Origin of the sequence: Sinorhizobium kostiense, assembly GCF_017874595.1 — a bacterium.
In the GTDB taxonomy this organism is placed as follows: domain Bacteria; phylum Pseudomonadota; class Alphaproteobacteria; order Rhizobiales; family Rhizobiaceae; genus Sinorhizobium; species Sinorhizobium kostiense.
Genome location: NZ_JAGILA010000003.1, coordinates 52228 through 66680, shown reverse-complemented (window position 1 = coordinate 66680; position 14453 = coordinate 52228). Strand labels below are relative to the sequence as shown.

Genomic DNA, 14453 nt, shown 5'->3' with positions numbered 1-14453 from the left:
ATGGCCGGTGGCGCGAAGTCGGTTTCCGAATGGCAGCTATCCGGTGATCTCAGACGATAGTAGGCGGTCACCTCCCGGCCCCCTTACGACGTTCGACGTGGCGTCCCCAAGCCTCCGAAAGTCCGCATTTCAGCCGAAATCGCTGCTCTACAGGAGCACGCTTTGACAGCATCCCGCTAAAGCCAAAGGTCGTCATGTGCCGACATCAATTCGGCAGTCTCCTCCACGTATCGCATTGCGGCCTCGACAAATGCCTCGTCTCCAAATTTGGAGCGAAACGCCGCAATCTGATCAAGGTCAAAACTCAACGATGAAACTCCTCCGCCTTCGACAACGGCGATGCCAAATTCGGGGTCGGTCGGAATTGGCGGCGCGCATCAGTCTCATAAGCTCATCTATCGCAGGAACCGATTTTCGTCGGCCTTGACCTGTTCCATCTTCTGAAGCCGGAAGATCTCTTCTACCGGGACGATGTCCTTGTGCACGTTCTGCACGCCGCCATCGGCAATGATCCGCCGAAATGTATCCTGCATTGCTGTAGTTGCTGTGCGAATACCATAATTTCCGTAGATGGTCATCTTGATGTTGCCGAGCCCGCGGATGCGCGTAGCATCGAGTTCCGGATAGGCGTTGGGAACGATGACCAGCGGAACGGGTCCTTTCCACGCTTGTGAGAAGCTCTCGATCTCGGCCGGGTCCTTCTTCTTCGAATGGATGAGAATCATGTCGGCGCCGGCCGCAGCATAGGCCATGCCGCGCCTGAGCGCCTCTTCTTCGCCAAGGGCTGCAATAAGCGCTTCCGTGCGGGCAATGATAAGGAAATCCGGATCGCTGCGGGTGGAGACTGCCGCTTTGATCTTTCCCTGAAACTCTTCGATCCGCAGCAGTTCTTGGCGGCCGTCGGCGGCAAGGCTGCTGACTTTCGGGAAGGTCTTATCCTCAATCACGACGGCTGCGGTGCCTGCCTTCTCGTATTCACGGATAGCATGGATCACGTTCAAGGCGTTGCCATAGCCGGTGTCGATGTCGGCGACGATCGGCAGTGACGACTGACCGGCGATCGCTCGCAGCATGTCGAGATGTTGGGTCATGGTGATCAGGCTCATGTCGGCGAGACCATAGAGCGCCGAGAGTTCGAAGCCCGAGGCCCAGATCCCATCGAAGCCGGCCTCTTCGGCAAGAATTGCCGAGAGGGGGCTATGGGCAGCCATGATATGGACGAGGCCGCATTCGGCCATGCGCTTACGCAGTTGCTTTGCTTTGCTCATCGCTCATTTCACTTTCGGAAAGGGCTTCACAGGCCGCAAGGATGCGGCCGCAGGCGTGCTGCAGCTCTTCGACGGAGGCGGCGTAGGAGATGCGAATGTACGGCGAGGCCATGAAGCCACTGCCCGGCACGACGGCGACGCCAAACTGCTCCAGAAGGTAGAGCGCGAAATCCATGTCGGTCTCGATCGCCTTGCCCTGCGGCGTGACCTTGCCGAGCACGCCGGCGCAATTGACGAAGACATAGAAGGCGCCGTCCGGCGAGCGGCATTTGAGGCCTTGCGATTCGTTGATCTTCTCGACCACCAGATCGCGACGCTTCTCGAAATCGGAGACGAAATCGCCGATGTAGTCCTGGTTGCCGCCGATCGCTTCGATTGCCGCATATTGCGAGATTGAACTCGTATGGGACGAGGTCTGTCCCTGGATTGTGTTCATCGCTTTGATCAGCTCTTTTGGACCGGCACCGTAGCCGAGCCGCCAGCCGGTCATGGCGCTCGATTTGGAAACGCCGTTCACGGTCAAGGTCCTGTCGAGGAGATCGGGAGCCGCCTCGGCCATGGTGGCGAAGCGTTTGCCATAGACGAGCTTCTCGTAGATGTCGTCGGCGAGCACATGCACCTTCTCATGACGGCGAAGCACGGCGGCGAGCGCGGCAAGCTCTGCCTTGGAATACACAGCGCCCGTCGGATTGTTGGGCGAGTTCAGCATCAGCCATTTGGTGCGCGGTGTGATCGCCGCCTCCAGATCCTCCGGCTTCAGCTTGAAGCCGAAGCGTTCATGGCAGGCGACCAGTACCGGCTCGCCGCCGGCAAGCCGCACCATGTCGGGATAGGACACCCAGCAAGGTGCGGGGATGATGACCTCATCTCCGCGATCGAGGCTGGCAAATAGTCCATTGAAAACGACCTGCTTGGCGCCGCAGCCGACGGTTATCTGGTCGATCCCGTACTCAAGACTGTTGTCGCGCTTGAGCTTGTCCCGGATCGCCTCGAGCAGCGGCTTCACGCCTGCAACCGGCGTATAGCGCGTCCTGCCATTGCGAATGGCGGCGATGCCGGCGTTTTGGACTGCCTCAGGTGTATCGAAATCCGGCTCTCCCTGGCTGAGCGCAATGACATCGACACCTTTTTCTTTGAGTGCGGCGGCCGCGGCCGTCATGGCCTTGGTCTGGGAGGGACGGACGGCTTGTAGTCTCTTGGCGATGAGCGGCAAGGCAACTCTCCTCGAAACACTGGATCTGACCCAGAACTACTCAGGGAGTACTGCAATGGCCAGTTCAGCCATCGCGTAAACCGAGCCGAATGATCGCAATTTGCGATTGGACGGACGCGGACCGCTATTGGGCTGGCACTTCCACTTCGGTCATTTTCTTGCAAAGCCGGGTCAGCCAGCGGCAAAAGGCACGCGCCACATCCGGATTGGAGCCGCGATCAATCGCATAGGCGCGGTACTGCATGCCGCTTGGCGCGCGTGAGCCGGGAAGCATCTCCAGTAGGCCCTGCCGGATCAGTTCCGCCACCACGATATGCGGCGTCACCAAAAGGCTGTTTCCTGTCGTGACGGCCGGCAAGGCGAGGTAATGGTGATCGTAGCGTGCGCCGGACGTAATATCGGAGGTTTTCAGGTCCATGCCGCGCAGCCAGGTCGGCAAAATGTCCGGCCGGGAGGTGACAGCGATGACGGGTGTATTCCGCAAGGCTTTGAGGCCGCGGCCGGCGACACAGTCCGGGGCGCCGACGCAGACAAGCTGCTCGTCATAGATGTCCCAGCGATCCGCCGGCTCCGTGATTGTGAGATCACGAGTCAGAAGCACGTCGAAGCTGTCAGTGGAGGTCGGAGCGGAAAGCGTGCTGATGACGTCCACTGTCACGCCACCCATCTCTTTCGAGAATTCGCGCAGGTTGGGGATGAGAACAGTGTAGGCGAATGTGGCGAGCGACGTCCGCACCACGAGGCGGTTACCGTCCTTCCGGCCGTTGCGGCGCATCCGCTTCGCGGTGAACAGGATCGTATCGAGCGGCTCGGCAACAGCGTCGGCGAACAGGCGGCCGAAGTCCGTCAACTGGCTTTGCCGGCCGCGGCGCTCAATCAGCTTGGCACCAAGAAATTCTTCAAGCACCGCAATATGACGGCTCACAGAACTCTGGGTGATGCCGAGCGTCTTCGACGCCCGCGTGACGCTGCTGTCGCGCGCGACCTGTACGAAGGCGCGAACGGCATTGAGGGAAAGATCCTGCTCCTCGCTCACAAAACGCCCTCCGCAGATATTGCGCCCAACCATCCAGAATCAACCCATTCACATCGGTTTATTCGATATATGTCATCCATCTGTAACACAACGGCTCCAATGGTCTCGCACGTCCAGGCATCGAGTGATGCAGGCATTTGCAGGCTCACCTGAAAGCGAGGTACCGCAAAATGGCGGGCATAACCATCGAAAAAATAGAAAAGACCTTCGGTGCTACAACCGTCCTGCGCGACGTCTCACTCGACATCGCTGACGGCGAGTTTCTGACGTTGCTCGGACCGTCGGGTTGCGGAAAGTCGACGTTGCTCAGGATTCTGGCGGGGCTCGAGGTTCAGACGGGCGGATCCGTTGCGATCGGCGACCGTGTTGTCGATGGTGTGCGGCCGAAGCTGCGCGACGTGGCCATGGTGTTTCAGTCCTACGCGCTTTACCCGCATATGACGGTGCAGGAGAACATGAGCGTACCGCTTCGGATGCGCCGTCTGTCCAATTGGCAGAGGCTTCCGCTGATCGGGCGTTTCCTGCCGGGTTCGAAGGCGGTTGCCGCCGAGATCGAGAATGAGGTGATGCGTACCGCAAAGGCGCTCGGCATCGGCCATCTTCTGGGCCGCAAGCCGGGCCAACTATCCGGCGGCCAGCGCCAGCGCGTCGCCGTCGGCCGCGCCATGGTCCGCCAGGCGGCCGTCTTCCTGATGGACGAGCCGCTCTCAAATCTCGACGCCAAGCTGCGTGTCCAGATGCGCGCCGAGATCAAGGAACTGCACAAGCGGCTCGGCGTGACCTTCGTCTATGTCACTCACGACCAGTCGGAGGCCATGACCATGTCCGACCGGGTGGCGGTGATGCTCGACGGCGAGCTTCTACAGGTCGCGCCGCCGCAGGAGATCTATGCCGACCCGGACGACCGCCGCGTCGCTGAATTCATCGGATCGCCCAAAATCAATATTCTGGACGCAAAGATGCACGAGAACGGTCTCGCGAGCATGGCTGGCACGGCGTTTGCCGTCCGAGCGCCCATCGCCAGGGGTTCGAGCCTCTCGATCGGCATTCGTCCGGAGGCTTTCCATCTCGTCGACAGCCATGGTGTGAACATCCTGACCGGCGCCGTGCGTCTGGTGGAGCACATGGGCTCCGACCTGTTCGTCCATCTGGACGTGCCGGGGGGCGATCATCCAGTCGTCGCCCGACTCCTCGCCGAACGTGCGCCGCAGATTTCATCGGGCCAAACGCTGCATCTCGGCGTCAAGCCAGAGCGCCTGCTTTTGTTTGCGGCAGACGGTAAGCGTATCCGTCCTCACGGCCAGCTAGGCGCGACGGTCGTGCGGATGAAGGAGCGGCTGCAATGAGCATGACCGCTCACACGGCGGGCAAACAGGTCAGACCCTCCCAAACACCGCGGACTTCTTCGGGCGCGTTGCGCCGGCATCGGTCCGCCGAAATCTTCGCAGCTTGGTCGCTTGCCGGCCCCGCACTTCTGCTGCTCGTCGTCCTGTTCTTCCTGCCAGTCTTTGGCGTATTCGCCATCGCGCTCACCGACTGGGAGTTCGGTGCAAGCTCGCTCTCCTTCGTTGGCTTGGCCAATTTCCGTGAAGTCTTCGCCGACGAGGGCTTTCGCATATCGCTCATCAACACGATCCTGTATGTCGTGATCGTCGTGCCCGGTACCATTGCCCTCGGCCTCGCCATCGCGCTGCTGATCGAAAGCGGCAAGTCGTTCCGCGCTTTCTACCGCGCTATCCATTTCCTGCCCTTCATGGCGACGCTGACGGCCATGGCGATCGCCTGGGAGGCGCTGCTTCATCCCACCATCGGTCTGATCAACCAGACGCTCGCCGGTCTCGGCCTTCCGACCGCCAACTGGCTGCGTGACGAGAACACCGTGTTGCCGGTGCTCGCCGGCATCGGAATCTGGCAGAACCTCGGCTACGCCATGGTGTTGTTCCTGGCGGGCCTGAAGTCGATCCCGCAGGACCTCTATGACGCCGCCGACATCGATGGCGCCGACGCCTGGCTCGACCGACTGCGCACGGTGACGCTGCCGATGCTCGGGCCGGTCACCATGTTCATCTTCATCGTCGTGGCGCTCAAGGCATTTGAGACGTTCGACACGGTGCAGGTCCTGACCCAGGGCGGCCCGGGTCATGCCTCGGAGATGCTGCTCTACACGCTCTACCGCGAGAGCTTCGAGTATCTTCGCACCGGCTACGGTGCCTCGGTCGCCGTCGTCTTTCTCTTCATCGTCGTCGCGCTAACGCTCATCCAGGCCCGCGTGATGGACAAAAGGGTTCACTACCAATGAGCACGCAACACGTGGCACCGCCGTCCGCCATTCTTCGTCATGCAGTTCTTTTGATCACCGGTGCGCTTATCCTCATCCCCTTCGTGTGGATGGTCTCGCTTTCGATCAAACCCCCGGGAGAAATCTTCCGCGCGTCCTTCTCCTTCTGGCCCGCGCAGTTCTATGGCGTCGAGAACTACAACAAGGCGCTGACGAGTTCGCCGCTGCCGCGCTACATGCTCAATGGGCTTTTTGTCTGCGCCACGATCCTGTCGCTGCAGGTCGCCGTCTGCGCGCCCGCGGCCTATGCGCTGGCTAAGCTGAATTTCCCCGGACGCAACTTGCTTTTCGCGCTGGTGCTGATCGCGCTCCTGCTGCCGCACGAGGTGTTGGCGCTGCCGCTGTTCATCCTCGGCTACAAGGTCGGTATTCTCAACACCTATGCAGCTCTGATTTTTCCATACGTCGTGTCGCCGTTCGGCATCTTCCTGTTCCGACAGTTCTTCAAGACCATACCGGATGACGTGGTCCATGCAGCCAAGCTCGACGGCTTCTCGGAACTCGCTATTGTCTGGCGGATAATGGTGCCGATGGCATTGCCAGCAATCATCGCGTTTGGAATCTTTTCAGTCGTCTCGCACTGGAACAGCCTGTTCTGGCCGCTGATCGCTGTGCGCGACCAGGACCTAATGCCACCGCCGCTCGGCATCATGGCTTTCAAAAATGAGGAGGCCGGCAACGACTATGGCCCCCTCATGGCGGCAACAACCGTTGTCGTTCTCCCGCTCATCATCGCCTTCTTGTTGGCTCAGCGCTGGTTCGTTGAAGGGCTAACGAGTGGCGCAACCAAATAGGGCAAAGGACTTATGAAAAAATCACTGTATAGAACAGGATTGGCCGTTACGGTCGGCTTATTCCTTGGCACTCAGGCTTTCGCGAATTACGTGAAACTTGAGGTCGCCGCGGCGCCGTCGATATATCAGAAGACCTTCGAGGCCGTGGCCTTGGCCTTCGAGAAGGCATATCCAGACATTGACATTAATCTAGTTCCGGCGGTGCGTGAGGATGAGGAACTGGTGCAGCGAGAACTGCGCTCTGCCGTGGTTGGGGCAACTTCGGACGTCCTTTTCGTGAGCCCAAACCTCATGCGACCGCTAATTGACCGCGGCTTGGCGATTTCCCTAGATGATCTGGGAGCAGCGTCTGATAGCTTGACGAACCTCGGGCTTGTTCCAGGCTCGGAGCAACTCGGAACGGTAAATGGCACCCTCTACGCTTTGCCTTTTGGTGTATCAACCCCAGTCATCGCCTACAACGCCGATCTGGTCAGGAAAGCCGGCGGTGATCCAGACAACTTTCCCACGACATGGGACAGCACGACGACTTTGATCCAGAAGATACACGATCAAGACTCCAAAACGTTGGGCGGTTTCTTCGAGTACGACAACACGGGAAACTGGACGTACAAGGCACTTGTAGCAACACTCGGCGGCCGGATGATGTCCGAAGACGATAAGACAATCGTTTTTGACAACGCGCCGGGCAGAGAAGCATTTCAAGTGCTCCGTGCGTTCGGCGAGGCCGGCCAAGGTCAGTCCGACATGACCAGGGATCAGGCTCGACAGGCGTTCGCCGCCGGCAGAATCGGCATCCTCGTCACTTCGAGCGGGGCTTTGGCGGGGCTTGAAAAACAGGTCGCAGGGGCCTTCCGTCTCAAGGCAGCTCCGCTTCCGCTCGGTTCTCCGGATGGCAAGGTCCCTGCTGCGGGCACAGTTGGCATGATTCTCTCCACGGAAGATGACAAACGCGAAGCCGCATGGAAGCTGCTCCAGTTCGTTGTCAGCCCTGAAGCACAGAACATCATTCGCAAGACAACGGGTCTAATTCCCGTCAACCAGCAGGTCCTCGATCAAATGAACGATCCCACGGACTCGGAACCTAAGAGGCCCAATCAGCAGGCGGCGATCGCACAGCTATCCAGGTTGACCGAATGGTATGCGTTCCCCGGTGCGAATTCGATCAAGATCACCAACACGATCATCAGACATCTTCAGTCCGTTCTAACACTTAAACGGATGCCCGACGAAGAACTGCAAGCCATGAGGAAAGACGTCGCAACGCTGCTCGAAGCCCGAGAGCCATAATGACTCAAGACAGACTCTCTATCGTGCGGTGTCTAGCACCGCACGTGTACAATTTATCCGGCCTCGGCAGGCAATCTATATGGGCCCGAACACCCGGCGATGTGGCCACGCCTATCATCATCGCGCACGGTGGAGCTTCATTGCGGCAGAAGCCTAACACCCTTGCCTCGTTCCGTTCGGCGAAGATGGCTGGAGCCGATGCTCTCGAAGTAGACCTGTGGTTGACCGCCGAAGGCGAAGTCGTGTGCCGGCACGATTCGGGACTAATGATCGAGGGGGTTCGTCGCGATATTTCTAGTCTGAGACTAGAGACTCTCGCCAATCATATCCGTGACCTAGCCACGCTCGAGGACGCTGTGAGAGTGGGATTGCCTGTCTATCTCGACATCAAAGAAACAGAGAAGGATCGAAGGCGGTCCGTCCTGGAAAGAGCTCTGAGCCTCGCTCCGGCCTGCCGATACATTGTCGGAGTCATTGGCCAGGAGGATGACCACCTTTTCCGGAACGAATTCCCGGATATCCATCAACTCGGGCTGATGAATGACGACGCCGAATTAAATAACTTCATCCGATCTCGCCACAATGCATGGATTCGGCTGCATCAGCCTCGAGCGACCCCAGAGCGTGTGGAGCGCTTCAAGATGACGGGTTGCCGCATCATGGTCACTTGCGGGGCGGATGCAACCCGTCGGGGCGAGCTGGTACTGGATGATATTCCCTCACTCACCTGTATCCGACCGGACGCGATAGTGGTGAACGACCCACAATTCGCATTGCGGGCATTTTTGCGTCCCAGCCCTTCCGAAGGATTAGAACATGAGATCGATTGAGACCGCCGACCAGCGAACCGACAGATCAAAACACATCATCGACTTTACTCGGTCCGTTCCGCCGCGTCCCGCTCCCGTCGCGGAGGCTCTCCGCGACGGGCTATTTCGTTTGGCGCAGATGGCCGACTACAACTTGATCGGTCTCAGTCAGCCCGGTGGCAATACCGACGATAGGGCAGCAGGGGCAAAGCTTCTATCATGCCGGTTCGGTAGCCCTGTTTCCCCTGAGCGAGTCATCGTGTCGAATGGCACGCAGGCGGCACTTCACCTGTTATTCCGCAACTTTTCGGGACCGGGAAAGACCGTATTGAGCGAAGGCCTCAGCTATGGTGTGTTGAAAGCTGTTGCATGTCAGGCCGGAGTATCACTCCGCGGCATCTCGCTCGACACTGAAGGACTAGCGGTCGATGCTCTCAGAGACAGCCTAGTTGATCAAGGCCCGAAGCCTGGTCTTCTCTATTGCAATCCGACGGTTCACAACCCCACTACCGCCACCATGTCGCAAGAGCGACGGCTCGCGATTGCCGACATTGCCCGTAGCCAATCCATCCAGATCATCGAGGATGACGTCCTCGGGCTGCTTCACCCTGAATCGCCTCCACCAATCGCGGCTCTTGCCCCGGACATCACTTGGTATGTCATGGGGCTGACTAAGTGCATCGCGCATGGGACGAGGATAGCCTATCTCGTTGCCCCGGATGAAGGCGCTGCGAAATCCCTACTCGAGATGGAACTACGATATTCGAGCTGGTTTCCCGCGCCGCTCCAGGCAGCGTTGACGCGACTCTGGATCGATGATGGAACGGCCGCAGCCATCGCGGCGGCGATTAGAGCGGAAATGGATTCCCGTCATGATATCGCCCGGCAGGTGCTTAGCGGTCAGAAATATCGAGGCAGCCGTGGATCCATGCATATTTGGCTTTCGTTGCCCAAAGGATGGAGCGCCGACACATTCGCTGACGCGGCTGCCGCCAACGGAGTTCTCGTTCGTCCAGCACGTCTTTTTGCCGTCGACGATAACTTCGGGACCGACGAAATCCGCATTTCCCTCAGCAGTCCTCCAAACCGATCATCTCTCATCGACGGTCTTTCGATTCTAGCCGGACTTTTAGCCGATCGACCCATCTGAATTCGGCAGAACTCCACAGGGAACTTCGATATGTCCCGCGGCTTGCGGCTAGTCACTACACACGACTTTTTTGGCTCCTTCGCAACAGTGCCGACGTCCTACGGAGCGCTTCCCGGTGGGGATGCGCTACGTGCGGCCGTGAACGAGCTTCGACGGGGCAGGAGCAGCCTTTGGCTGGACAGCGGCGATCTCTTCCAGGGGGGAGCATTGACCGTTCCGACTATGGGGAAAGGCGGCCTTAAAGCTGCAGCAGAGCTCGGGATCGACCTTTCCGTGATTGGGAATCACGATCTGGATTTTGGCGTTGAGTTTCTCCGTAGGGAGGCGACCGATCTTGGGTTTCCCCTGCTTTCGGCAAATGCCGAAATCGGATTTCCGGCCACCGCGATTCTTCCTATCTCAAATGCCGATGTCGGCATTATTGGCCTCACGCATCACAATCTTTCCTCTATGTCTTCCTGGACCGTCAGACCGGAGCGCCACATGCCTGGACCCGAAGTCACTATATCCTTCGATGTTCGAGCATCTGCCGAAGAACTTCGCAAAAGCGGCGCCTCTATCGTGGTCTGCGTATGTCACGATGGGGTGGACTGGCACTACCAGAATGGTCGGTATTTGGCCAACCCGGGTGGTTTCTTTCAGAGATGCGCGACATGGCATAAGGCTGTGGACTTGATCGTTGCTGGGCACACACTCGGCCGCTTCTTCGGGTATCTCGGCAATACGCCGGTGGTTCAGCCTTGGCCGCTTGGGTCCGAGATTGCTGTCGTGGACGTCGAGTTGTCGAAGGGGCGCCCAGTGATCAACACTTGGAGCCATTTCGTGCAACCGAACGGACAACAATGGAGTGGTGTAGGGTCGGAGATCATCAAAGAGGCTGAAGGCCGGATACTTGGCGAGTTACCGGAGGGCTTGGCATCACGTTCTCACGAACCGGGTCCGCTTGTTACACTTCTGGCGCGTGCTGTCCAGGCCGTTTCCGGGGGAGCGGACATCTCCTTTGCCTACACAACTTGCGGGCAGCCGATCCTTGATGGGGTTTTCAGCTGGCTTGGCAAGGGACCGGTAGCTTGGTTGCAGATCCTTCAGGTCGTTCCCTATACTGATTTTAGGATCGTTGAGACAGACGTCACGCGTCGTGAGCTTGAAATACTGTGGACACTGACGCTCCCGAGGCTGCAGGATCGGACGACGGCTTGGGGTGCCAGCGGGACGATCGGAGGAGGGGATACCTTCCGGATAGCGACCTTGTCCGGTGCTGCGACGGACCTTTTCTCACGAATACTCAATCGGACACTTCACTGGCGTGAAACGGGGGCTACATTCGAAGCCGGGTTGCAAGCCGTTCTTCGCCGGAGGATATGAAGCTCTATTGTAATCCGAGAAACGCGGACACGGCTATACCCAACGCTGACACAACCATTGCAGTGCCGAGCCCCCAAGTCGTTGCCACAGTTCCCCAGACGACGCTGCCGGCAGCCAAACCCAGGTAGAAGATCATCAGGAAGCGGGCAACGGCATCTCCGCCTAAGTAATCTGGTGCATCGGTGCGCACAAAAACATTCAGCGTGCATCCGTGAATAAACCAGGACGCTCCCATACCTACGGCGAAGAGACAGGACAACGGCAGTGGCAAGTCGACCCCAAAGGAGGCCACGAAAACCATCATGCTCACTGCGGTCATGACAATGATTGTAACGAGAGGCAAGTGCTGGTGTATCGGCCTCGACCCAAGAGCACCCAAAAGGGCACCAGTCCCGAGGGCTCCGGACAGAAGACCCATGGCCGTGGCCATGTCGTTGCCGTAGCGCCGCTGCGCCATAACAGGCAGCAAGGCCCACACCGAGCTCCCGGACAGCGACACAATGAAGGCTTGGGACACCCGGCGAAGCGACAAAACCCTTCTGTTTTTCCTTTGCGAGTCGCGATCTGCAGATACCGATTGCAATGTATGGGCCGGACCGTTGGGCCATTTCGATCCCATGGGGAGGAACGCGCCGATTAAGGCGAGAATCGCGCCCGATATTAGCGTCACCTGGAACCCCAATAGCTTCAGCGATGCAGCCCCGAAAACCGGGGCCACGGCCCGGGCCAAATTGAAACCCGCTGAGACCGTAACGGTCGCACCGGCGACCATCGATTTGGCCACTACATCTGGACCGGAAATCTGCCAGACCGACATGGAAAAGGCGGCAAGAGTTCCGAGAGAGAAGATCAGCACGAGGACTTGAACGGGCGTTGGATGAAGACTGGTCGATTCTAAGCCCATGCAGAACAGCACACAGGATATTGCAAGGTTTACCGCCATCAGAAGTATTCGTCGGTCAATAAGTCGCGCAACAGCCGCTGCAGGAAGGATTACGAAGAGAAGCGGAGCTTGAACCGCGGCATTTACGAAAGCGACCAAACTAGGATCCTCAGTCAGTTGGGTCATGACTAGGGATGAGAGAAAACAAGTGACGAGAAAGGCGAAGTACCCCAGCAGAGCGGCCGTCGTCCCGAGAAGAAAGGTCCGATCTTTTAATGCTTGCCAAAAGGGATGCTCTACCTCTTCCATGATCCTGTCTGAACCTCCGGGCCAATCTGACATCGTTCGACTGAGGCACTCTCATTGCACGAGGAGAGGGCGAAGCTGCTCCAGTCCAACAGCGAACTCGTGCTCGTTTTCGGGTGTCGTGATCGCTACGCGAAGTGCTTGATGGATACCGTGACTATCCCGTGCGCTAGGCACGGTGAACATGTCTGATCCTCGCACTATCGCTCCGACCTGCCTTGCCGCACTCGAAACTTCAGCGGCCAATCTCCCTGGCCCTAACGGAATCCAGATATGAAGACCGCCCGGCGCAGACCTGATAGCCACCCCTTTCAGTATACCGTGGGCGACCTCAAGCCGGCTCCGGGCGTATGTCTCGATTTCCTCGCGGATCGCTTCGGCTCGACCACTAGTGATGAGTCCCGTCGCCATCTCCGCAGCAATCCCGGATGGGAACCAGAAGGAATGGTTGGACACCGGATCGACTAGTGCAGCAGTTTGTCGAGCGTCCGGGCCGACGAGAAAAGCAATCTTCAACCCGAGGGCAATGCATTTGGAAAGGCTCTGGATATACCACACGACATCGGGTCCAATCGCTGCCAGAGGCGGCGGATGTGGGCCGTGCAGTGATCCGAGAACGTCGTCTTCGATGATCACGATACCGTGCTGCCGAGCGATGCCAACTATCGCTTGGCGTCGATCGAGAGGCAGCACTGAGGTCGTGGGATTGTGGACGGTCGGGTTGCAAAATAGGGCTTTTACACCCGGGATCTGGCAAGCTCTGTCTAAAGCATCCGGAACGAGTCCACAGTCATCGATCTCGACAGGTAACACCGCGAGTCCGTGACGCCGTGCCAACGGTACCAAGACAGGGTAGGTCAAGGCCTCAGACAGGAGTATTCCGTTTGAGCCGACGCAATGCAACAGCAGGAGCCCGAGAATGCTTTGCGTGCCATTCGCGACGATGACCCTATCTGTAGAAGGCCTTACTGCGAGGCGGCGCATCATCCATCCAGCCGCCGCCTCGCGATCCTCCAAGCTTCCACCAGGACGGTTGCGACGCAGACGGTCCGCTAAATGGACATCTACGGACAGGTTCGCGGCTACCCGCATCAAGCCATACCGAAGCTCAGGAAGAACTGGCGGGATGGCCCGTGACAGGTCGATCGGTTGTTGAAGGACCTGTGTCCGTTCACTCGAAGAGACGGAAAAGCGGAGGCGTTGGGCGCGGCGCAGTGTCCACGCCCGAGTCCGCCAAAAGGTGCAAACGAGTTCCTCTCGGGGGATCATCCGTGCGGTCTTCTCGATGATCTCCTGCCATTTCTCCTCGGAAACTTGGCTCGGAACGTCGTGCCCGGCTTTCCAAGTGTCGAGGAAGCGTTCAGGGGAGAAGCGCTGTTCATGGCGAGCCTCGACATAACAGTGGTGGGTAAACAGCTCTCCAGTATCCATCGCCTCCATGATTTCCTCGACGGAGGAGCCGGTTCTTTTCAGGGCTCCAACCTCGCGCTTGACCATCTGTTCGATATTTTGCTGCAGCGTATCACGCTCGAAGTCACGCACGTTCCAGATGATTGTTAGGAAAGCGTCCTGTTCTAATATCCGATGCGCCTCACGAAACATTCGCGGTGGGTCGACAAACTGGTAAGCGTTGCCGAGGAGGACCCAGTTTGCGCAGGCGTCTGCAAGTCCGGAGTCCTCTGCGGTGCCGGTGACCCAATCGAAACGGCTCTCGTTGGGTGCCAAATCGTGGGCCACTGCCTTCATCGCGGCATTTGGCTCGACGGCGAAGCCATGGACGTCGAGATTGCCGAAAGACCTTAAAAGGTTGCCAGTCCCAGCACCGAGTTCAGCAAGGCGAACACTGCCGAAGGACTTCGTTACGAGCTGAGCGAGGATCTGGAGGACGACGGGGGAATACGGCGGGCGCTGGCCGTATTCAGTCGCGTTGGGCGTGAAATCACCCCATTTGACAGCCGCCGTTGTACTTTGGACAGCCATAAAGTTCTCCTTGTCGAAAAA

12 protein-coding genes are annotated in these 14453 nt (G+C 58.5%); 7 read left to right on the top strand and 5 right to left on the bottom strand.

The features are described from left to right. Window positions 1-395: 395 nt before the first annotated feature. The 3 genes from J2Z31_RS13080 to J2Z31_RS13070 form a co-directional block, all read right to left on the bottom strand. On the bottom strand, window positions 396-1268 hold the full coding sequence (locus J2Z31_RS13080; RefSeq protein ID WP_209602352.1) for an isocitrate lyase/phosphoenolpyruvate mutase family protein: 873 nt from the start codon (window positions 1266-1268) through the stop codon (window positions 396-398). Further along, a complete protein-coding gene (locus J2Z31_RS13075; protein WP_408022033.1) occupies window positions 1243-2481 on the bottom strand; it encodes a pyridoxal phosphate-dependent aminotransferase in 1239 nt (412 codons plus the stop codon). Before J2Z31_RS13075 ends, J2Z31_RS13080 begins: the two co-directional genes overlap by 26 nt. A 124-nt stretch (window positions 2482-2605) precedes the next feature. Further along, complete coding sequence (locus tag J2Z31_RS13070) at window positions 2606-3517, bottom strand: LysR family transcriptional regulator (protein ID WP_081160220.1); 912 nt, start codon at window positions 3515-3517, stop codon at window positions 2606-2608. Window positions 3518-3687: 170 nt separating this feature from the next. On the opposite strand from J2Z31_RS13070, the gene J2Z31_RS13065 reads away from it, so the two are divergent. The 7 genes from J2Z31_RS13065 (at window position 3688) to J2Z31_RS13035 (ending at window position 11263) form a co-directional block, all read left to right on the top strand. Continuing rightward, a complete protein-coding gene (locus J2Z31_RS13065; protein WP_209602351.1) occupies window positions 3688-4863 on the top strand; it encodes an ABC transporter ATP-binding protein in 1176 nt (391 codons plus the stop codon). After that, window positions 4860-5816 carry a carbohydrate ABC transporter permease gene (locus tag J2Z31_RS13060; RefSeq protein WP_234939430.1) on the top strand — a complete coding sequence of 319 codons (957 nt, stop codon included), beginning with the start codon at window positions 4860-4862 and terminating at the stop codon, window positions 5814-5816. The genes J2Z31_RS13065 and J2Z31_RS13060 overlap by 4 nt, the downstream gene beginning before the upstream one ends. Further along, a complete protein-coding gene (locus J2Z31_RS13055; protein ID WP_209602350.1) occupies window positions 5813-6649 on the top strand; it encodes a carbohydrate ABC transporter permease in 837 nt (278 codons plus the stop codon). Before J2Z31_RS13060 ends, J2Z31_RS13055 begins: the two co-directional genes overlap by 4 nt. A gap of 12 nt (window positions 6650-6661) precedes the next feature. Continuing rightward, window positions 6662-7939: an ABC transporter substrate-binding protein gene (locus tag J2Z31_RS13050; RefSeq protein ID WP_209602349.1), complete on the top strand. Its 1278-nt coding sequence runs from the start codon at window positions 6662-6664 to the stop codon at window positions 7937-7939. A 101-nt stretch (window positions 7940-8040) separates the two neighbouring features. Beyond that, on the top strand, window positions 8041-8769 hold the full coding sequence (locus J2Z31_RS13045) for a glycerophosphodiester phosphodiesterase (protein ID WP_209602348.1): 729 nt from the start codon (window positions 8041-8043) through the stop codon (window positions 8767-8769). A 118-nt stretch (window positions 8770-8887) separates the two neighbouring features. After that, window positions 8888-9898: an aminotransferase-like domain-containing protein gene (locus J2Z31_RS13040; protein WP_209602347.1), complete on the top strand. Its 1011-nt coding sequence runs from the start codon at window positions 8888-8890 to the stop codon at window positions 9896-9898. Window positions 9899-9928: 30 nt separating this feature from the next. Beyond that, on the top strand, window positions 9929-11263 hold the full coding sequence (locus tag J2Z31_RS13035; protein ID WP_328243349.1) for a metallophosphoesterase: 1335 nt from the start codon (window positions 9929-9931) through the stop codon (window positions 11261-11263). A 4-nt stretch (window positions 11264-11267) separates the two neighbouring features. Here the strand turns inward: J2Z31_RS13035 and J2Z31_RS13030 are convergent, their stop codons facing one another. Further along, entirely contained in the window at window positions 11268-12455 is a 1188-nt protein-coding gene (locus tag J2Z31_RS13030; RefSeq protein ID WP_209602345.1) for an MFS transporter, read from the bottom strand. Between the two features lie 51 nt (window positions 12456-12506). Next, a complete protein-coding gene (locus tag J2Z31_RS13025) occupies window positions 12507-14432 on the bottom strand; it encodes an aminotransferase class I/II-fold pyridoxal phosphate-dependent enzyme (protein ID WP_209602344.1) in 1926 nt (641 codons plus the stop codon). Window positions 14433-14453: the final 21 nt, after the last annotated feature.

Bases quoted from the DNA above. Each gene is read 5' to 3' on its own strand.
- J2Z31_RS13080 (WP_209602352.1), bottom strand. From the start codon at position 1,268: ATGAGCAAAGCAAAGCAACTGCGTAAGCGCATGGCCGAATGCGGCCTC.
- J2Z31_RS13065 (WP_209602351.1), top strand. From the start codon at position 3,688: ATGGCGGGCATAACCATCGAAAAAATAGAAAAGACCTTCGGTGCTACA.
- J2Z31_RS13060 (WP_234939430.1), top strand. From the start codon at position 4,860: ATGAGCATGACCGCTCACACGGCGGGCAAACAGGTCAGACCCTCCCAA.
- J2Z31_RS13055 (WP_209602350.1), top strand. From the start codon at position 5,813: ATGAGCACGCAACACGTGGCACCGCCGTCCGCCATTCTTCGTCATGCA.
- J2Z31_RS13050 (WP_209602349.1), top strand. From the start codon at position 6,662: ATGAAAAAATCACTGTATAGAACAGGATTGGCCGTTACGGTCGGCTTA.
- J2Z31_RS13040 (WP_209602347.1), top strand. From the start codon at position 8,888: ATGGCCGACTACAACTTGATCGGTCTCAGTCAGCCCGGTGGCAATACC.
- J2Z31_RS13035 (WP_328243349.1), top strand. From the start codon at position 9,929: ATGTCCCGCGGCTTGCGGCTAGTCACTACACACGACTTTTTTGGCTCC.
- J2Z31_RS13030 (WP_209602345.1), bottom strand. From the start codon at position 12,455: ATGGAAGAGGTAGAGCATCCCTTTTGGCAAGCATTAAAAGATCGGACC.
- J2Z31_RS13025 (WP_209602344.1), bottom strand. From the start codon at position 14,432: ATGGCTGTCCAAAGTACAACGGCGGCTGTCAAATGGGGTGATTTCACG.